The 19,316-nt window shown below is 54.1% G+C and carries 12 protein-coding genes; 6 read left to right on the top strand and 6 right to left on the bottom strand.

Annotated elements, in window-relative coordinates:
* The first annotated feature begins 51 nt into the window (after positions 1-51).
* From hrpB to C2M34_RS00140, 4 genes are all read left to right on the top strand, one after another.
* A complete protein-coding gene (gene hrpB, locus C2M34_RS00155) occupies positions 52-2,466 on the top strand; it encodes an ATP-dependent helicase HrpB (protein ID WP_105257803.1) in 2,415 nt (804 codons plus the stop codon).
* 94 nt (positions 2,467-2,560) lie between these two features.
* Positions 2,561-5,341: a DUF2339 domain-containing protein gene (locus tag C2M34_RS00150; RefSeq protein ID WP_105257753.1), complete on the top strand. Its 2,781-nt coding sequence runs from the start codon at positions 2,561-2,563 to the stop codon at positions 5,339-5,341.
* Positions 5,342-5,407: 66 nt separating this feature from the next.
* On the top strand, positions 5,408-6,208 hold the full coding sequence (locus tag C2M34_RS00145) for an ABC transporter ATP-binding protein (protein ID WP_234398741.1): 801 nt from the start codon (positions 5,408-5,410) through the stop codon (positions 6,206-6,208).
* Positions 6,205-7,200 (top strand): FecCD family ABC transporter permease, encoded by a 996-nt coding sequence (locus tag C2M34_RS00140; RefSeq protein WP_105257751.1) that lies wholly within the window; start codon positions 6,205-6,207, stop codon positions 7,198-7,200. Before C2M34_RS00145 ends, C2M34_RS00140 begins: the two co-directional genes overlap by 4 nt.
* Before the next feature lie 38 nt (positions 7,201-7,238).
* Here C2M34_RS00140 and C2M34_RS00135 read toward each other — a convergent pair whose 3' ends face one another.
* The 6 genes from C2M34_RS00135 to C2M34_RS00110 form a co-directional block, all read right to left on the bottom strand.
* Positions 7,239-10,724 (bottom strand): Ig-like domain-containing protein, encoded by a 3,486-nt coding sequence (locus tag C2M34_RS00135; protein WP_105257750.1) that lies wholly within the window; start codon positions 10,722-10,724, stop codon positions 7,239-7,241.
* 86 nt (positions 10,725-10,810) lie between these two features.
* Positions 10,811-13,777, bottom strand: coding sequence for a DUF4347 domain-containing protein (locus C2M34_RS00130; protein WP_105257749.1), 2,967 nt, complete (start codon positions 13,775-13,777; stop codon positions 10,811-10,813).
* Complete coding sequence (locus C2M34_RS00125) at positions 13,764-14,609, bottom strand: sulfotransferase family protein (RefSeq protein WP_105213193.1); 846 nt, start codon at positions 14,607-14,609, stop codon at positions 13,764-13,766. The genes C2M34_RS00130 and C2M34_RS00125 overlap by 14 nt, the downstream gene beginning before the upstream one ends.
* A gap of 80 nt (positions 14,610-14,689) precedes the next feature.
* The gene (locus C2M34_RS00120) at positions 14,690-15,283 is read right to left on the bottom strand and encodes a phage tail protein (protein WP_105199723.1); all 594 of its coding nucleotides are present in this window, start codon (positions 15,281-15,283) and stop codon (positions 14,690-14,692) included.
* A gap of 10 nt (positions 15,284-15,293) precedes the next feature.
* Positions 15,294-16,262, bottom strand: a complete 969-nt coding sequence (locus C2M34_RS00115; RefSeq protein ID WP_105257748.1) for a formyltransferase family protein — start codon at positions 16,260-16,262, stop codon at positions 15,294-15,296.
* Between the two features lie 3 nt (positions 16,263-16,265).
* The gene (locus C2M34_RS00110) at positions 16,266-17,522 is read right to left on the bottom strand and encodes a hypothetical protein (RefSeq protein ID WP_105257747.1); all 1,257 of its coding nucleotides are present in this window, start codon (positions 17,520-17,522) and stop codon (positions 16,266-16,268) included.
* A 333-nt stretch (positions 17,523-17,855) separates the two neighbouring features.
* On the opposite strand from C2M34_RS00110, the gene cobO reads away from it, so the two are divergent.
* Together cobO and C2M34_RS00100 are read left to right on the top strand one after the other, a co-directional pair.
* On the top strand, positions 17,856-18,452 hold the full coding sequence (gene cobO / locus C2M34_RS00105; protein WP_105199726.1) for a cob(I)yrinic acid a,c-diamide adenosyltransferase: 597 nt from the start codon (positions 17,856-17,858) through the stop codon (positions 18,450-18,452).
* Positions 18,452-19,312 carry a cobalamin-binding protein gene (locus C2M34_RS00100; RefSeq protein ID WP_105257746.1) on the top strand — a complete coding sequence of 287 codons (861 nt, stop codon included), beginning with the start codon at positions 18,452-18,454 and terminating at the stop codon, positions 19,310-19,312. Before cobO ends, C2M34_RS00100 begins: the two co-directional genes overlap by 1 nt.
* Positions 19,313-19,316: the final 4 nt, after the last annotated feature.

The raw sequence follows: 19,316 nt of genomic DNA, 5'->3' as shown, positions 1-19,316 counted from the left end.
GAGCGGACAATGGCATACAATAGCCACCATGAATCGCTTCGTGTGAACGCCGTGCTACCAATACAACAAAGCTACCCTCAGCTTATAGAGCAACTCAGTAACCACCCCTTGTGTTTATTACAAGCGCCTCCCGGTGCCGGTAAATCAACCTGGCTGCCGCTGCAATTGCTGCGCGATGGCCACTTTCAGCGCATTATTATGCTTGAGCCCAGGCGCTTAGCGGCGCGCAATATCGCCCAGTTTTTGGCATCGCAACAAAACGAGCGGGTGGGGCAAAGCGTGGGGTTGCGTTTGCGTCAGGAAACCAAGGTGAGTGCTGACACGCGGCTGGAGATCGTCACCGAAGGGGTGTTGACGCGCATGTTGCAAAGTGATCCCGAGTTGAGCGGCGTCGACCTGGTGATCTTCGATGAATTCCATGAGCGTTCACTGGCCGCCGACACGGCCCTGGCCTTTGCCTTGGAAAGCCAGTTGCTGCGCGATGACCTAAAAATTCTGATCATGTCGGCTACTTTGGATGGCGAGCGTTATCAGCAGTTTTTCGATTGTCCCATGGTGTCTGCCGAAGGGCGCAGTTATCCCATAGAGGAAGTGTATGAACCCCTGGCGCAGAGCGAGCGCTGGTTAGAGGCCATGGCGCCGCTGGTGAAGAAGGCTCTGAGCGAACAAGAAGGCAGTGTGTTGGTGTTTTTGCCCGGTCAGCGCGAGATCAACCTCGTGGGCGAGCAACTGGCGGATTTACCGGCCGACATTGAGGTGCATAAACTCTATGGTGAGCTGGATAAACAGGCGCAGCAAGAGGCCATTGCCCCGGCACCCGAGGGTAAGCGCAAGGTGGTGTTAACCACCAATGTGGCGGAAACCAGTTTAACCATAGATGGCATTCGCGTGGTGGTGGACAGCGGTAAACGTCGCGCCGCCGAGTTTAATTTAAAAACCGGGGTCACCGAGCTTAAAACCGTGAACATTTCGCGTTCCTCCGCCACCCAAAGGGCCGGACGAGCCGGGCGTTTGCAACCTGGCGTGGTCTATCGCCTTGGTGCCAGGGAGCAGCTTGAACGCCGCGCCAGTCACGATGCCCCCGAGATGCTCACCAGTGATATCAGCCCCTTGTTGTTAGAGGCCAAGCTTTGGGGGGCCAGTCTTGACGAGCTGCAGTTGCTGGATCCGCCAACCCAGGCGCAGCAACAGCAGGCCCAGGTGTTATTACAGATGCTTGAGGTGCTGGAAGGCGATAAATTATCGCCCCAGGCCCACATCATGCACGCCATGGGTACCGAATTGCGCTTTGCCCATCTTTTGTATAAGGCCGAGAAGTTTGAACGCCAGTGGCCGGGTTTTTTACAGTTGGCGGTCCATTTTGTTGCCCTGATGGAAGCGCGTATTAGCACAGCCGCTGAGCTCAGCACGGCGCTTAATGCGCAATTGCATCGCCCCCATCCGGCGTTTCGCCAGCAGCTCAGGTATTGGCAGCAAAGGCTCAAGTTAGCGCCCAGCCAATCTTTGCCCATGTCCTTATTGCCCTTGGTAGTGGCGCTGGCCTACCCGGATCGTCTGGCCAAGCGCCGTGGGCAGGGCATGCTGATGAGTAATGGCGCCGGAGTGCAGGCGTCCGCTGAGCACTGGCTTGATGAAGACTACCTGGCCATTGCCGAGGTGGGTGGCCAAGGCGGCCTACGTATCTTTTCTGCCACCGCTTTTTGCCCCCAGCAATTACAGGAGCAGTTGCCGCATTTATTTAGCGAGCAAGAGGTGTGCGAGTTTAACGACAAAACAGCGCAGTTCACCAATGAAACCCGCTTTAAACTGGGCGCCATTACTTTGCGTAGCCAGCCTTCCTCGCAAGCCATTAGCTCGCAAATGAAATGCCAAGCCTGGCTCGGGTTGTTGCAAAAACAAGGGTGGGCGCTGCTTAAGCATCCGCAGGCGCAACAGTTGCGAACCCGCTTATTGCTGGCAGGCCAGTTAGTGGGCGCACCTTTTACCTACAGCGACGAGCAGAGCTTGCTGGCGGCGGCGCCTACGTGGCTGGCGCCTTATCTGAGTGAGGTGCAGTCATTGGCCCAATTACAGCAACTCGATTACCGTCCGGCCTTGCTAAGTTTGCTGGATTACCCGGCGCAACAGCAACTGGATCAGCAGCTACCGAGCAAGCTGGTGGTGCCTTCGGGGTCGACACATCGCATCCAGTATCAGCTTGACGGCCCGGCTAAACTGAGCGTGCGTATGCAGGAAGTGTATGGCCTTACCGAGAGCCCGAAACTGGCGCAGGGCAAGCTGCCAATTCTTATGGAATTACTGTCGCCGGCACAGCGTCCACTGCAATTAACCCAGGATTTGGCGCAGTTCTGGCAGGGCAGTTATCGTGAGGTGCAAAAGGAAATGAAGGGACGCTATCCGAAGCATTTTTGGCCCGACGATCCTGCGAATGCGCAGGCAACTACTCGGGTAAAGAGCAGAATGTAGTCAAAATCAGGTTTTAATGCGCTCTGACGCGGCGAACTTTCCTTTTTCATTTTTGTGAGTATAGTTAAACGAGTCAATAACTTAAGGTTAGGCCATGGATACGATGATCGCTTTTATGGGCTTACTAATGCTGGTTGTAGTGATCGGCAGTGTGTGCGGGTTAGTCGCGCTCACACAAATAGGTGAGCTTAAGCGTCAACTGGCGCATTTACAACGGCAATTAAAGGCTGCCCCGGGTGCTATGGGCGCAGCTGCCGCTAAGGAAACACCACCCCAGACACCTCCCGAGTCCGCTACCGCGGCTAAAGACTCGGCTGCAAGTGCGACTGCAGGCGAAACTGCCAGTGCGGCTGAGAGTGCTGCCGCAAAAACGGCACAGAGCACGGCAAGTATTACCACTAAGCCTCCTGCAAAGGCTATGGCAAAGCCTTCGGCGGCGACCACGCTTGAGCCTGCCGCCACATCCGTGGCTACTCCAGCAGCGGAGCCGCAGGAAGCGAGCTATCAGGATGCAAACGATTCTATTTTGCCGCCCAAAGACCCGGCAACGCCTGGTTTATGGCAGCGTTTTACTGCTCAATTTAAAGAGCACTGGATGGTGTGGATAGGCGCTCTGGCGTTGGCCTTTGGTGGCATTTTCTTTGTTTCTTATTCTCTTGAGGCGGGGCTCTTGTCGGTCACCGCACGTTTGGTGCTAGGTGCGGCCTTTGGCTTGCTGTTATTGGTCGGTGCCGAATATGTGCACCGTAAATTCTATCGTGACAGCGAGGCGCAATACGCCATGATTGCCTATGTGCCGGCGGCGCTGGCGGCCGGTGGTTATATCAGTTTATTTGCGCTGACCGCCCTGGCGCTGGTGAGTTATAAACTGCTGTCCCCGGGCAGCGCCTTTGTGATGTTGACCTTGGTATCTGTGGCGGCCAGTTGGACGGCGCTGCGTTATGGCCCACTGCTGGCTATTATCGGCATGTTGGGTGCTTATAGCGTGCCTCTGTGGGTCTCGACCGGCTCCTCAAATTACCTTGAACTGGTTATTTTCTTAAGCGTGCTGACCCTGAATTTAACCTTTGTGGTGCGCAAGGTCAGGCGCATGTGGTTGTGGTACAGCATCTGGGCGCTGCACCTGTTATGGCTATTGCTTATTGCCTTGGACATACCGCGTGAACACGCCATGGCCATGGTTGTTTTCGTGCCCATCAGCGTGGTGCTCTTGATTATGATCCCCCGTTTGGGCTTCTCATTTTCGCAACTTGAGCACAGGGTTTGGTCGTTTAAATCTCTGGTGCTGCAAAAGCCGGATCATGCCTTGCTGTTGGTGATCTTTGGCGCCACTGTGCTCTTCTCAAGCGGCCAGGAGATGGCTGTGCTAAGCGTGCAGTTTTGGCTGCTGAGCGCCTTGTTTGCGGTTGCTGCCTTACTTAACACCCGCTGGCAGCTGTGGCCGATACTCAGTGCTGTGTTGCTGGCGCTGCTATTAGATCAGCCTTATCCGATGAACGTTGATTTAAACCATGATGGCCTTTTGATGTTCCACGGAGCGCTGGGGCAGGCGCAAATTGCCATGGTGGCGTTTTTAGTTTACGGCTCTGTGTTTGCCAGTCGTTCCCCCCGGCATATGGGCTTTAGCTTTATAGCCGGTGGCGCCGTGCTGGTGCCCCTGGTATTGGCTTATCTGGCCTTACCGCAAGTCTGGCTGGATGATGTTAAATGGTTCTGGGTAATTGAATTGTTACTGGCCGGCGCCTTCTTGGTCTTTCTTGCCAATCGCACCCGCAACAAGGTGCAGCAGATGATTTACTGGTGTGCCATCAATGCTCACCTGGCCTTTGCGGCGACTTTGGTGTTGGGCACTCATGCCCTGACCTTGGCGCTGGCGCTTCAGGTGGTGTTGATGACTTATCTGAGTAAGCGCTTTGCGCAGCCCATTCCTTTTTGGTTGCTTAAGGCCTTGGTTACTGTAGTGGCGGGGCGCCTCACCATCTTGTGGATTGACCCATCTTATGGCAATGGGCTGAGCGAGCCTTCTTTATGGTTATATCCAAGCGTTGCGGCACTCTTTACCCTAGGTTATCGATTCTTTGCCAGTGAAGGTTTGAAACCTTGGCTGCTGGGCGTGATTTTACACGTGTTGGCACTGTGGGTAAGCGCACTGACCAGCTATGCCCTGGTGGGTCATACCATTCATTTGGAAGACTTGTCGCTGCTCGAAAAGCTGGTGCTGAGCATTAACTGGGGATTACTTGGCTGCGTTTATCTGTATCGTGCCAAAGCGGCGCAAACCATGGCGCAGTACTATACCATTGGTGCTTATCTTCTGCTCGGTGCTGCGGCCTTGTTGCAAAGTCAGCTATGGCTGGAGTACAACCCCTGGTTTGACCGCGTGCCCATGGGCGAGTCTTTGCTGAGCAGTTATGCCTGGTTATACTATTTTGCGCCGGCTGGTATTGGCGCCTGGCTTGGTTATCAACTGCGCCAGTCTCAGGCGAGCTTAAGCCGTGTGCTCTTTGGTGCCACGGGCTTTTACCTCTTTGTTGGTATCAATGCTTTGGTACGGCAATATTGGCAGGGGCCCATTATTGCTCTTTCCATGGGCGTGGAGGATGCGGAGCTCTACAGCTATTCGGTGATCTGGTTACTGCTTGGCGCCGCCTTAGTCGCCGTGAGCTTAACGCTTAACAAGCTGCTCATTCAGCGTGTCGGTGTGGCCTTATTGGCTTTGGTGATCGCCAAGGTGTTCCTGGTCGATATGGCCAACTTAACCGGGTTATTGCGAGCGCTGTCCTTTATCGGTCTTGGCTTGGCTCTGGTTGGTTTAGGGGCGCTGTTTAAGTGGTTGCAGCGCCAGCATATGCCGAGTGAACAGACGTCTGGATAGACAAAATTTACTTTAGCTGGCAATGCTTTCATAATAGCGCCTTGCCAGTTTATCTAAGTGGGTGTTGTGTCTCATCATTCTTTACTGACCGTGGAGCAGTTGCAGTGTCGTTTACAGGAGCGACAAGTGCTCGACGGCATCAGTTTTTCCTTGCAGCAGGGCGAGTTTATCGGTCTGCTCGGCCCCAATGGCGCCGGTAAGTCAAGCTTGCTGCGCTGCATTTATCGCTATTATTCCAGCGCCGTAAATGCCGTACGCCTTGATGGTCGCTGCATTCAAGGTATGGCACCGCGAGCCTTGGCTCAGGATATGGCCGTGGTATTGCAGCAGGCGCCGAGCGATATGTCCTTGACCGTGGTCGATGTGGTGGCCTTGGGTTTGTTGCCCGGCATGGCTCTGTGGCAAAGCCCGGATAGCGAGGCGCTGGCCCGGGTACAGCAAGCCATTGCCGATGTCGGCTTGGCGGCGCAGCAGCAGAAGCAACTGGCGCAACTCTCAGGTGGTGAGCAGCAGCGGGTACACATTGCCCGGGCTCTGGTACAGCGACCTAAGTTATTGATTATGGACGAACCCACCAGTCATTTAGACATAAAATATCAAATCGAACTCATGGAACTGGTGCGCTCGTTAAATTTAACCGTGCTGGCTTCATTTCATGATTTAAATCTCGCTTCGGCCATGTGCGACAAGCTGCTGGTACTCGATGGCGGTAAACTGGTTGCCAATGGCACACCGAAAACGGTGATCACCGAGTCCTTACTGAGTGAGGTGTTTGGCGTCTGTACTCAGGTTGGCGTTCATCCGCAAAACCCAGAGCATTGGCCCCTGGTGCACTATTTCTACGCTGATAGGAGCCAAAAGTCATGATAAATCAGCGTAAAATCGCCATTGTCGCGCTTGTTGTGATCGTGCCGCTGAGCGCCTTATGGGCGCTAAAGCTGGGGGCGGTTAATTTAAGCTGGTCGCAGTTACTGGCTGTGCTTGGCGGCGAGGGCGACCCCCTGTGGCAACAGATTATCTGGCAGCTCAGGGTACCGCGCGTGGCCTTGGCCTTTATGGCCGGAGCCGGGTTGGCTTTAGCCGGCGCCATGCTGCAAACCGTGACCCGCAACCCCTTGGCCGATCCTTATTTGTTTGGTATCTCCTCCGGGGCGGCGCTGGGCGTGGTGGTGGCTATGACTTTGCTTGGCATCAGTGCCGGTATTATGTTGACCCTCAGCGCCTTTGTCGGGGCCATGCTGGCCACCGCCTTGTTGCTATCCGTGGCTTTATCACTGCGCTATATGCAAAATTCCATCATGGTGCTGTGCGGTGTGGCTCTGTCTTTCGGTTTTAGCGCCCTCACCAGTTTATTGCTGTATTTTAGCGAACCCCAGGCGATCAGCGCCGTGGTGTTTTGGACCCTGGGCAGTTTTGCTCGCGCCAATCTCGCCATGCTGTTGCCCATCGCCTTGTTGTTACTGGTTGTGCTGGCACTGGTGGTGCTGCTGCGCCGCGCCCTAAACGCCCTCTTGTTGGGGGATGAAAGTGCTCATACCCTGGGGGTGAATGTGCCCATGCTACGTATTATTATGTTGCTGCTCAGTGCTTTGGTCACCGCCGTATTGGTGAGCGTGTGTGGCGGCATAGGCTTTGTCGGCTTGATGATCCCTCATTTGGTGCGCCTCAGTGGGCGTTTTAGTAGCACCCAAGTCTATCCGTTAAGCTTTGTTTGTGGCGGTCTGTTTATGCTCTGGGTGGATGTCTTGGCCCGTACCTTGATGACCAATCAGGAATTGCCCATAGGGGTGATCACTGCATCTCTTGGCAGCGCCTTTTTCTTTGCTTTGTTATACACACAACAGCGTCAACACCAATAGAGAAATAAGAGCCCCGCAACCAAGCGGGGCTCTCGGGCTCAGTTGCGCTTGGCGCGGCGACGAATGGTCACGAATCCCGCCAGTAACAGCAGCCAATACATGTTGAGCGCGCCACTGCTGATCTTACGCTTAGGTGGCTCAACCACCTCCACCGTCACCTTGGCCGTCGCCTGGGCACCAAACTCATCGGCAATCACATACTCGATGGTGGCGGTACCGCGAAACTCATCCATAGGCGTAAAGTTCAGGCTGTAGTCGGCGTTAATAGTCACCTCTCCCTGTGCACTGCTGGCCTCGACCACTCTAATGGCACGTCCCTCAGGATCGCTGTCGTTGCTAAGCACATTCAGGGTGACCTTGGTGCGATACCAGGTTTCGGCCTCGTCATCATTGGCAATTGGCGCCTGATTGGCGGCTATGTTCACCTGCACCTTGGCACTGTGTGTATTGCCTTGGCTGTCTGTAATGCTGTAGAGCAGGGTATCCATGCCCAGGTACTGACTCGGGGTGCGATAGAGTATTTGATTATCGAGGATTTCCGCCTGACCCAGAGTGCTTTCCACATTGAGTAGTTGCAGCTCGTCGCCATCGGCATCGGTGTCGTTACTGAGCACATCCAATGAGGTATCGCTGTTTTTTGGCACCCGATAGACATCATCATTGGCTATCGGCGCCTGGTTGCCCGACACGCTCAGGGCTATCACTCCGGGGTCGTCTATATAGCCGTTAACCATGCCGTCACCGTCGTTGGCGCCCCCATCTTCAAGAGTGAGTTGCACGCACCAGTGGCCAATATTCAGTCCGCTTTGCCATTGCTTGCTGCCCGGCGCCGGACAATAGCCGCGGCTTCCTAAGGCCGAGGCCACCGCATTACCCTCATCGAGATGTAAGTCCCGCCATTGTGAGGAAACGAACTTGCGGTACTGGGCATTGCCCGGCAGCGGCTGATGCTGGGGCAACACGAGATTGACGCTGCTGCCCTGAGTCGCTAATGCCGACACCACCACGCCATAGAGGGTGCCGACATGGCGCTTGTCTGGATCCGGGCTGAGAGCTTCAGGGTTTAACTGAGCACCGGCCTGGGCACTGTCGGCATAGGGACTGCTGTGCAGGCAGGTTCCCGGCTCACTGGCGAGGATAAAGTCTTGCTCCTGACCCGCCACCGCCGCCATTAGATGGCATGGGCGCAGGGCATCCAGGTGGTCGCTGACGCCATCGCCATCCTGATCGATAAAACCTTCCTCCTGATCCGGCAGTAAGTCACCGTCGCTGTCGCCGTTATCAAGCGGCGGCAAGGTGGCGCGAATATCCAATTGCCCCTGTACTGTGGTGCTCAATGCCGGAGTGCCATTGTCACTGACCGTCACTGTGACCTTATACACCCCCTCGACAAGGGTGTCGGCGGCCAGGGTCGCATCGGCACTGTGGGCATCGCTGAGAGTCAGGGTCGGCTCCAGTTGCCAGGAGTAGGTGTGGCTATCGCCATGATTGGCATCCGTCACCTGGGCATGTAACCGAATGTCCTCATCCAGGCGATACAAGGTGCGGACTTGCTGTCCTTGCTGTACCTTAATGTTAACCGCGGGGGCAAGATTGGCTTCGCTGATGGTGACCTTGTGTTCACCGCGCTCGCCAAGGTTACTTTGCTCCGAGAGGGAGATAAGTATGGTTTCGTCGCCTTCATCCAAGTTGTCATCGTAAATATCCATGCTCAGGGTGCTGTGCTCGGAATGAAATACCAGCTCGCCGTCGACCAGGGAGTGGTCGCTGTTGTCACTGCTACCGCCGACACTGTAGGGCACCACCAAGGGGTAACTGGGCGCAGAGCCGCTCAGGTAGGCATGAACCTTATGACTGCCGCCTTCACTGGCAGTACTGTCGGCAGCGAAACTGATCTGCGGATGGACGCGGACATGCTGAGCTGCAAGTGCGCTGCGGCCCTCATCATCCGTGGCTTGCCAATAGACCTTGTGCTCACCCGAGGTGAAGTACACAGGGTTATCAAGCAACTGAACTGGAATTGACTGCCCAGCGCTGTCTTGTGCCGTGGCGATACCTAAATTCACCTTGGTATAGAGCCCCGTAGCATTTGCTTCCACATCGGCAGGCACCGTCAGTTGCGGCGTACCTGCGGGAAGCTCTCCCGAGAGGGTAAAGTGCACCGTGGCACTGTCTGCAGCTCCGGCTTTGTCGACCACGCGATAGTTTAGTGCCACGGTTTCATTAAGCCCGGCTATGGGGGTATACATCAGGCCATTATCATTGATGCTGACCCCGCCTAGCTCGGCGTTAGCGGAGGTGATGGTCAGTTGATCGTCGGCATCTGGGTCGCTGTCATTGGCTAGAACGTCGAGGAAATAGCTCCCCGAGTCGGCACGGGCCAAGGTAATAACATCATCTTCCGCCACGGGCGCATCGTTTTCGCCGCTGACTGTGATCATTATGCTGGTTGGCTGGCTTTGCAAGCTACCGTCACTGGCGATCAGAGTGACACTGTCCTGGCCATTAAAATTGGCATCCGGCGTATAGCTCAGTGTGATGCCGTTTATAGTGACCTGACCATGTGCCGGCTCGACACTGACGCTTAATTCCACGGCTTGCGGGGTTTCGTCACTAATATCCAGCTCGGCCGTGAGCGTCGTATCTTCCTCTGTGCTCAGGCTGGTGGTATTGATAACAGGTGCCAGGTTCTCATCATCCTTGATGCTAATAATGACTTGTTGCGTTGCGTCCTCGATAGCCCCGCCACTGAGGGAAGTGATATCGACAATAATGGTTTCTTCGTCTTCGGTAAGAGCGTCATCAATGGCGGTAATGGCTATGCCCGCCGAGCTTGTTAAAGCGCCAATGGTAATACTCGGCGAGCGACTGTAATCCGTGTCCACCGCGGCGGTGCCGCTGTAACTTAAGGTGACGAGGATATTTTCCGGCCATTGATTATTCAGGCTATTACCTATGCTGGCGGTGAGCTGCGCCGAGCCGCCGGCTTCGTCTATGCTGCTGGTGTCACTGCTTAGGCTAATGGCTGGTAGGTTGGCATAAATGGCATCGTTCGCCTGGCTGATTGGGGCTGTATAGCTGCTTTGGTTATTTAAGCCATCGGCCAGCACCAGGTTCACCGGCACATCGGCGCTTGCGGCAATATTCTGGCCGCCATCATCAATAGTAAACTCGGCACTGTAGTTACCACCGCCTAAATCGCTAAAGCCGTTTAAGGCATAGCCGTTCACCGTACCCAAAACCAGGCTGGCGCCCGGTTCGGAGGCGTTAATACTGACACTGACCGTATCACCGACCTTATGCGCCGTATCGGCGATACTCAGGGTATTGATGACGGGCCCTGCTAAATCAAGCTGATACGTCTCGCCCCCGGTAAAGGCCGGGGTATAACCGTTGTTGCCATTCCCATTGCCCAGGGCGTCGGTAATATCCGTATTCGCCTTCAGGTCCAAGCGTAAAGTGCCACTGCCCGCCATATTGTTGACCGTAACCGTAACGCTGCTGCCACTGGATGCCGACACCATGGCTAGGGTGCCGCTGGCATCGCCACTGAGGGTGGTCAGGGCGAAATCATCGCTGGAAATATTTTGGACTTGACTGTCAAAGCTTACTAGGTAGCTGATTGCGTGGCATTAGCCGGGGGAGTACCAACCAGTGTAATACCGGTGACTCGCGGCGGTATGGTATCCAAGGCGGTGAGCGCGGTGCTGTTGGCAGTGGCCAAGCCGCCCGATGAAGCCTGCAGGTTAAAGACTTCCGAATCCGCTCCGGCGGGGCTGTAGGTTAATTGCAAGTTGGTGAAGGTGGCCGACCCTGAGCTCGGGGTGATGGAAACCGTGCTGGCATTACCATCAATGTCGCCAGTTGCCGTCATTATGGCGGTGCCTGGGCCATTGACCTCGGCGAGCGTGATACTGGTGCTATAGCCCTGATCCACCACGTTAATTGCATCCACCGCCTGGACTACGGGCACAGTGGTAAAGCTGGTGCTTTGCCATGCGGGTATCGAGGTGGGGGCGGGCTCGGTGCTAAACACCAGTTTAGTGGCCACCACATCGGCAATAACGGCATTGGCGTTGACACTGGGTAGGTCACTGCCAACGCCGTCTTGGTCATTGGCCGTTAACGTAAAGGCTTGTTGGTCGGCGGTGGCGGTATAGGTCAGGCCGCTGAAGGTGGCGATACCACTGCTGGCGCTGGCGCTGGCGTTAGTGAGCACACCGGCCGAGCCTTCGCTCAGGGTAATGGTTTCACTAAAGTCGGTATCCGTATTGCCAAATGCGTCGGAGGCTGTCACAACGGGCTGTGTCATAAGCGCACTGCCCGAGACACTGCCCGCCGGCTGAGTGCTAAAGCGCAGCTGGGTGGCCAAGACCTCTATGGGTGACCCGGTACCATTGTTGATTAGGCTGGTGGCCCCCATGCGTGTACCTGCACCTAAGGTGACATCGGTATCGCCATCAATGCTCAGCAGGTAGGCATGTTTTTCAGTCAGGTTCGTATTGTTATTGAAATAACCGTTGATGGTGTAGGTTTCATTGTCGCCATCGGCAATTGATATATTCAACCCGGAAAATGTGATCACGTCAGCGAGGGCATTGTACACACCAGTGACGTTATTCGCGTCAGGCCCACTTAATCGCCAGGTCACTTTATCACGTTCAGGGTCGCTGGAGGTGCCAGCGACCTGCACCCGGATAGCCGACACAGCCATGGCCAGATTATCGCCACCGCCGCCATCGCTTAAGGTGAAATCGAAGAGGTTAACCGCTTCGCCGCTGGTATCGACCGTGGTGGACAGAGCGACCGGTTCAATTACGCCATCCGCGGCGCTTAAATTACCATCGCTGTTAGCCGCTAACACGGTGACGGTTATATCCTGGTTCGCCGAGGTGCCACCATCGCCGTCGTTGATCGTCACACGTACATTTCGAGCTCCCGTGGTGGGGCTGACTGAGTCGGTATTTTCATAGTTGAGGGCCCGTAACAGGGTTTGTACTCTGGCTGGGGTGGCGTTGGCGTTGAAGTTGGCGGTAAAGTCGTTGCCGGCGGCGATATTATTCGCGAGCGTGCCGATCACTGTCCCCGACACCGACAGATTACTGCCGGCCGTGGGGCCCGACAGGGATACTGCGCCCGAGGTATCGACACTGAGCAGATCCTCGGCGGCATCTTCTCCTGAGGTAATGGTGGCACTGAGGTTACCGCCACTAAAATCCGAGCTGTCAGCGTCGCTGACCGTAGCATTGCTGCCTTGGTCTAGGAGTGTCGCACTGCCGGGGTAAGTATTGAGGCTATCGCCATTTAGGTTGGCGATGCTTGGCGCGCTATTGTAAGGCGTGGTATTGAATTCTATTACGCCAAAAGAAGTTGAGTTTGGTACGCAGTTAGTTCCGGTTACTCTAAATGAGGAGATGTTTGTAGTATTTCCTCCCAAAGTGAGGGTGTGTTGCCCGGTAGTGAATTCCGTGCTGGCGTAAATAGTACTACCTGAGTTATTTGTCACTTCAATACGGCAAGAGTTATAAACATCTAACTTTAGGGAATTTAGATTAAAATTTGTGTAACTAGCTGATTTTGTAAACTCTATGTGCCCTGTAGCCGTAGGGGGAGCAGGGTAGCTTAACGTATAAAGAGACTGGGTCGTGCTGTATTGATGAATATAAGTACCGCTTGGCCCGCTTGCTACTAAGTTACCATTGGCTGAGGTTTCTGTTGTGCCGCATTCCCCATTGGTTGGTAGCTCATCGGGGCAAAAGTCATCGGCAACATAGGTTGCCAGCACATCACTAAAATCCTGCAGAGTCAGGGCATCAAACGGCGATTCACTGTCGATATCGCCCTGAACGATTTCCAACTGCCAGTCGCCACCCTTATCGCTGGCTCCGGTTAGGTCATTTGATGCTGCGATGTCGGCACCGGTATGGGCGCTGAGGAGTTCTATAAACTCAATACCTTGTTCGCCTTGGGCCAGATTACAGTTATAAAAACGAATGTCGGCGCCGGCGCTCAGTTTAGTACCTAGGCGTTTGATATCGGCCACATAATCATTGAGGCTGGTGGCACTGATTTGTTGTTGGCCAACATGAATTTTTCCCTGTGAGCCATGGCTTACCCAATGTAAGGCATCGAGGCTTTTATAAGCAGCCAGCTTGCTATTAAGCTGGGCAAATATCGGCGTCTGATCATCAATTTCTATCACCTCTATGCCCGGTTTTAGGGCCTTGTAAAAAGTGGACTTATCAGGCAGTGAGGCATCTATGATCATTACTTCCTGGCTGAGCTGTCCTGCTTTTAACTCGATTCCAGCGTGGTTTGGCAGGGCAGTGGGGGAGGCGGTTATTGTGCCTTGCATCAGGCTTAAATCTGCCGGTGGCAGCGGCTTTTTGTTGCTTGGCATCTTGCTGGCATCAAAGGTCCTGTGCCTCTCCTGGCCCAGCGTGTGTGATGCCAGTGGCGTGTGCCGCTGTTGTTGCGTACGAATATAACCGCCGTAGGCCCCGGCTAAGGTGGGGAGTGCGCTCAGGCCCAAGGGCATCAGCAAGGCGGCGGCCTTATTGAGTTTAAAATGATGCATAGGTGTCTCCTTGGGGGGCTGTGGCGCAGATCAGGCTGGCTTGTGTGCCCGATGTGTCTTGCCAAAATGCCATGTCACTGTATTTGTTGAATAACTCGGGTGGCAAAATGCTGCGCCTTGGGGTGAATTTGACTTCTTTTTTGACCGTATGCAGGCCTTTGACGCCAATATTGCTATCGAATTCACCCTCTTCATATTCCACATGATTAAAGTCGTGGTCGAACGTAGGCAAGTCTAAAAACTGGTAGAGCAGCTCCATGGTGCGCGCCGGATGCTGGGTAAGTAAGTCGTAATCCACTAGCAATAAGCGCTGCGAATATTCGCCATAGTAGGCTTCTTTCAAGGCCGTCCAGGCACTGCCGAACACCCCCTGATGATGGGCCATGGACTCGCAGCGGGTATATACGGTTTGCCGGCTTTGCGGGGAATACATGCGACTGTAGTCAAAGGGGTTTTTACGATAGATGCACTCAAAGCTGTCCATCACCCAGGCAGGGTTGCGAACACAGCAGATCACCTTAAAATCGTCAAACAGCTCTACCAGCTGATGCATACGTGCCGTCCAGATACGATTGGTATCGAAGATCACCTGCTTATCGGCGTGTTCGCTGTAGTAACTATTCACCAGGCTTTGGCACAGGGCGCGGCGTTTTTGCTCGCTAAAAAAAGGGGCGAACTCACTGCCGGCACCGATTTGCTCTAAACACCCGGCCATCAGTGGGGCCACCGGGCTACTCATGGCGGCATGATAGGCGGGGTTTTGTCTTAATAAACCGGCCAACAGTGTGGAGCCAGAGCGGGGCAAGCCTGAAATAAAATGATACTGCGTCATTGTTGTTGTTCCTACCTTTATAAACGCAAAAGGGTGGCGCCTTTTGACGCCACCGAGTTACTTCCTGTTGATAAAACAGTCTAGCTTCTGGATGGATAAATGCCCTCTAACGCCATGGAGTAATTAACCCCCAGGCTGGGTTGGCTGATATTAAAGGCCTGGCTATTGCCCGGGCTCTGTACCGGGGCGGTGCCGCTGAGGGTGACACCCCCTAGTGCGACCTCGGTGGCGCTGTTGCTGGGGGCATAGATTTTTTCCGGGGTATCACTGCGGCTATCGCCGGCTACGGTCGTTGCAAGTACATAGCCAGCTTGCGGCGTTTCCGTGGTGCCGCCATCCGTAGTGGCGCTCAGGGTTCCCGTTACGCCGTTAAGGTTAGCCTCGGCGGTATGAGCTGGAAGCTCGTTCACCGATAAGATATGTGTTTCCGCACCGCGTTTTTGGCCCATGGTCCAAGGCGTAAGGCCCGGTCCTGAGCCTTGGCTCACCGCTGTTCTGCCACGCAAATCGGGCAGCGCAAAGTTAGTGCGACCGTCACCGCCAAAGTTGGTGCCTACTAACGAGAAGAGCGCAGTGTACTCGGTGATAGGCAGCAATTGCCCATCACAGGTGGCCCAGTTTCTTGGTGCAAAGTTAAAACCAAAGGGCTGAATTTGAGCGATAAAGGGGTCCATGTAGTTGTCCTTATACTTGCTGTTGTAATGGGTGCGGTGGGCGTTGCAGCTGCTCACCGGCATCGAGGTAAATTAATTGTGCTAAACGTTCGGCGCTCATAACGCCTAATTCGCAGGCGACAATATCCAGGCGAATACAACCATCCTGCGTATTGACGACCAGCCCCTGCGTCGAGGAAATCATCACTATGGTGCCCGGTGCCGTGCCATAGCCCGGGTAATCGGCCAGGCTGACTTGAATAAGCTCAACCGCCATACCTTTAATATTGAGCAGCACCCGGCCATAGTGACCGTTATGAGCGCGTGTGAGCGCCTCAATTTGCGCCCCGGTGAGGGCATTAAAATCCAGTGTGATAAATTCCGGCGCAGCACTTGTTTGGTCTGCTTTTTGTCCCTTTGGCGGCAGTGCGACTGTAGCGGTTGTGAGCTGGTGAAAAAGCTGTTCCAGGCTGCTAAGAGCCAGATAAGCGAAGCGCTGAACCAAACTGGCATAAGTATCTTGACCGCCAAGGGGCAGCGGCAGCTGCAGCAGAATGTCGCCACTATCGAAGTGCTCATTCATGACATGCCAGGTCAGGGCACTGTATGTTTCTTGGTTGCGCAGCTGCCAATAGATGGGGTCCCTTCCCCCGTAAGCGGGCAATGGAGACGCATGGCAGTTATAAATTCCTAACCTGTAGTGTTCGAGGACCGGTTGCGGTAATAAATGACTAAAGCCCAGGCACAGGGCAAGATCGGCGTTAAAGTGCGGTAAGTGGCTGGGAATTAAATGCAGCTTCTCCTTGCATACCACTTCAAAGGGAATGCCATTGGCTTGCAGCTGATTCAACAGCTGCAGCAAGGGCTCTTGTCTGTGCCCCAATGTTTGCGGGTCCGGGGTGATCACCCCGACAAGCTGCTCAGTGGCAAATAGCGCCTCAATACAGGGCCAGGCAAACAGGCTGCTGGCATACACAAGAGTCCTGGGTTGTTCCTTCATTGCCTATTCCTTAATGACCAAAAAGCCGGGAAGACCGCTTAAACTGTAGTAAAACCTCAGGGTGTCGCCAGAATTTGCCAAGGTGTCATCCGCTTGCGGGTCGCTTGGGATAAAGTTGATGCAGACACTGAGATCTGGAAGCGGATGGGTGATCCCCGAGTCATACAACCCGAGTCGCTCATCGGCGAACAAGCTGATCTGGGTGTACAGACTCAGGGTTTGTTTATTGGCATGCTCGGCGAGCTGAGGCAGAACCAAGGTAGCGGCACCAAGCAGTGCTTGTTGTTCAATCTGGCTAGGAGCTATGGCCCTGAGGCTTTGTGCCGTGATCGACATGACCACGCCGAGCTCGGTGCGTTGTTGGCTAATGGCCCTTAATTTTTCACTGAGTTGTTGGGCACTGAGACCCTCATTGCGCCACTGCTCCACATACTCAAGCTGGGCTATATTGAGCATGGCGTGAACATCGACCTGCTGCGGAATGAGGTAACCATTGTTACTTAACTGCTGAGCAAAATGATGGGCAATGGCGAAGTGTCCTTCCCGACTAAAGCCATGTTGCATGGCCTCGACAATGACCAGATCGAAGAGCATAGGGGCGTTATAAGCACAGGCATCACCACAATACATTTGCTGTATGTATTCTTGCAGCCCCAACTCGGTGATCAGCTTATGCAGTGAGGCGATGGCCCCGGGTTGAATATCGATCAGGGTGATGCGCAACCGCTCGCCGCTTATGCCCTGGCGTTGATAGTGACTCAACAGTGGCAACAATAAAGGAGCAAAGGGGCCGCAGGCGGGATAGGCGATAAAGATTTTTTCCTGGCCGCCACCAAATAAGGCGGTGATAGCCTTGTCTATGGCGCGCATATAGGCGCTCACCCGTAAACCATCTTTAATGGTGTGAATACAGTGATCTGGTGCCATTACCAGGCCGTGTTTACTGATAAACTGTTGGCTGCGTTCGGCTTTAGCAATATCGGCGTGTTGATAAACGGCGTTATAGGCCGTAAAAAGCGAATTAAAAAGCGGGGTAACCAGCTCGCGGCTTGGTTTATGTGCTTGCAAAATGGTGGCAGCGGTGCCGGCGTTAAGTGTTTGGAGTTCTTTTTTTGTAAGTGTTGGTAAAACTTGGGTGCTGAGCTGTTGCTTTAGTAAACTACGTTGTTGCTGGTGGGCAAACAAGCCGGCAACGCTGCCGTCACAAAGGTGAGTTTGGTTGCAATTGGCTATGGATTGTTGATCTTTATAGGCGTGCATGACAAGGTTCCGTTTATTGCCCTTTAGTCAAGCCTAGTCGCGAGTTGTGGGATTGCCACTATTTGTAATCAGATGAAATATTTCACTTAATAATAAAGACTTAGTTCTCTCAACTTTGATGCTCGACGTTCTTATATTGGCGACGGGAGATAAGTTGGGCATCTTGGTCATTGCAATATTGTCAGTATTCTCGCAAGTAAAAATGTGCGTTGTGAATGGGTATAATGGGTGCGGTATAGAGCCGACAGGCATAAACATTAAAACGAGCCCCTGTCGGGGTGTGATAATCGTACCTTGATATCAGTAATCTAATTTAGTTCATGGAGTCGTGGCATGACGGATAAAAATGCGCAGCATCAAAAGCGCCAACAAAAAGTAAAGGCCGAAGTGGATAAGCGTATTGAGCAGGCGCAGACGGAGCAGGGCATATTGCAGGTGATCACCGGCAATGGCAAGGGCAAGTCGACCTCCGGCTTTGGTACCGTGGCACGCTGTGTCGGTCATGGGCAAAAAGCGGCGGTAGTACAGTTTATTAAAGGTCTTTGGGAGTGTGGCGAGCGCAACCTGCTGGAGCAGGTGGGTGTGCCCTTCGCGGTAATGAAAACCGGCTTTACCTGGGAAACGCAAAACCGTGAGGCCGACACTCAGGCGGCGCAGGCAACCTGGCAACAGGCCAAGCAATTTCTCGCCGACGAGAGCCTAGATCTGGTCCTGCTCGATGAGCTCACTTATATGCTGACCTATGACTATATCGATTTAGACGAGGTACTGGAGGCGCTGGCAAATCGACCGAAAATGCAATCTGTGATCGTCACCGGGCGTGGTGCCCACCGTCGTTTAGTGGAGCTTGCCGACACCGTCAGTGAGGTGCGCAATGTGAAACACGCCTTCGATGCCGGGATTAAGGCACGCGCAGGGTTTGATTACTAATGGGCATCTCTCGCTGGTTAGCGACCTTTACGGCGCTCTTTTTTGCCAGTGTGGCTGCAAGTGCGGGTGCAAGTGCGGCTGCAAGTGAAGAGCCTACGGCGGTACAGCAGCGTATTGTCGCCCTCTCTCCCCATATAGTGGAAAACCTCTATGCCATAGGCGCCGGCGAGCATCTAGTGGCCAGCGTCGATCATGCTGACTACCCGGAGCAGGCCAAGGCCTTGCCTCGTGTTGGCGGCTATTACGGGGTGCAAATAGAGAAAATATTGGCATTAAAACCCACCTTGGTAGTGGTGTGGCAAGGCGGCAATAAGGCCGCCGATGTGGAAACCCTGGAACGCTTAGGGGTGCCCTTGTATATCAGTAATATACAAGGGGTGGAGGACATTGCCACCGAGTTGCGACAACTAGGAAAGCTCACCGGTAATGTGGCCCAGAGCGAGCGGGTGGCCGCACAATTTGAGCAAGGTTATCAGCGCTTGCAACAAGATTATCGGCGCAGTGAGGGGCAAAAGCCCAAGGTGTTTTATCAACTTTGGTCGGCGCCCATGATGACGGTCAATAACAACACCTTGATTGGCAAGGCGATTACCCTGTGTGGCGGCGAGAATGCCTTCGCCGATAACAGCACCGACTATCCGCAGATCAGTGTCGAAAATGTCGCTCTGGCGCAGCCGGATATTATTGTTTTAAGCAGTGAAAAAAATGCCGCCGAACAAACCCAGCAGTGGCAACAATGGGGCATGATCCCGGCGGTACAAAATAAGGCGATCCGCGCCATCGACGCCGATTTGCTGCATCGCTACAGCACCCGAATACTCGATGGCATTAGCAAACTATGCCTGGCTATTAATTCGTAATAAG

Source organism: Pseudoalteromonas sp. T1lg88 (assembly GCF_002964765.1).
Classification (GTDB): domain Bacteria; phylum Pseudomonadota; class Gammaproteobacteria; order Enterobacterales; family Alteromonadaceae; genus Pseudoalteromonas.
This window is presented reverse-complemented; position numbering and strand designations above follow the sequence as displayed.

What these genes read in the sequence shown, in the direction of transcription:
- C2M34_RS00150 (WP_105257753.1), top strand. Translation starts at nt 2,561, where the DNA reads ATGGATACGATGATCGCTTTTATGGGCTTACTAATGCTGGTTGTAGTG.
- C2M34_RS00140 (WP_105257751.1), top strand. Translation starts at nt 6,205, where the DNA reads ATGATAAATCAGCGTAAAATCGCCATTGTCGCGCTTGTTGTGATCGTG.
- C2M34_RS00135 (WP_105257750.1), bottom strand. Translation starts at nt 10,724, where the DNA reads ATGGTGTCGGCATCCAGTGGCAGCAGCGTTACGGTTACGGTCAACAAT.
- C2M34_RS00130 (WP_105257749.1), bottom strand. Translation starts at nt 13,777, where the DNA reads ATGCATCATTTTAAACTCAATAAGGCCGCCGCCTTGCTGATGCCCTTG.
- C2M34_RS00125 (WP_105213193.1), bottom strand. Translation starts at nt 14,609, where the DNA reads ATGACGCAGTATCATTTTATTTCAGGCTTGCCCCGCTCTGGCTCCACA.
- C2M34_RS00120 (WP_105199723.1), bottom strand. Translation starts at nt 15,283, where the DNA reads ATGGACCCCTTTATCGCTCAAATTCAGCCCTTTGGTTTTAACTTTGCA.
- C2M34_RS00115 (WP_105257748.1), bottom strand. Translation starts at nt 16,262, where the DNA reads ATGAAGGAACAACCCAGGACTCTTGTGTATGCCAGCAGCCTGTTTGCC.
- C2M34_RS00110 (WP_105257747.1), bottom strand. Translation starts at nt 17,522, where the DNA reads ATGCACGCCTATAAAGATCAACAATCCATAGCCAATTGCAACCAAACT.
- cobO (WP_105199726.1), top strand. Translation starts at nt 17,856, where the DNA reads ATGACGGATAAAAATGCGCAGCATCAAAAGCGCCAACAAAAAGTAAAG.
- C2M34_RS00100 (WP_105257746.1), top strand. Translation starts at nt 18,452, where the DNA reads ATGGGCATCTCTCGCTGGTTAGCGACCTTTACGGCGCTCTTTTTTGCC.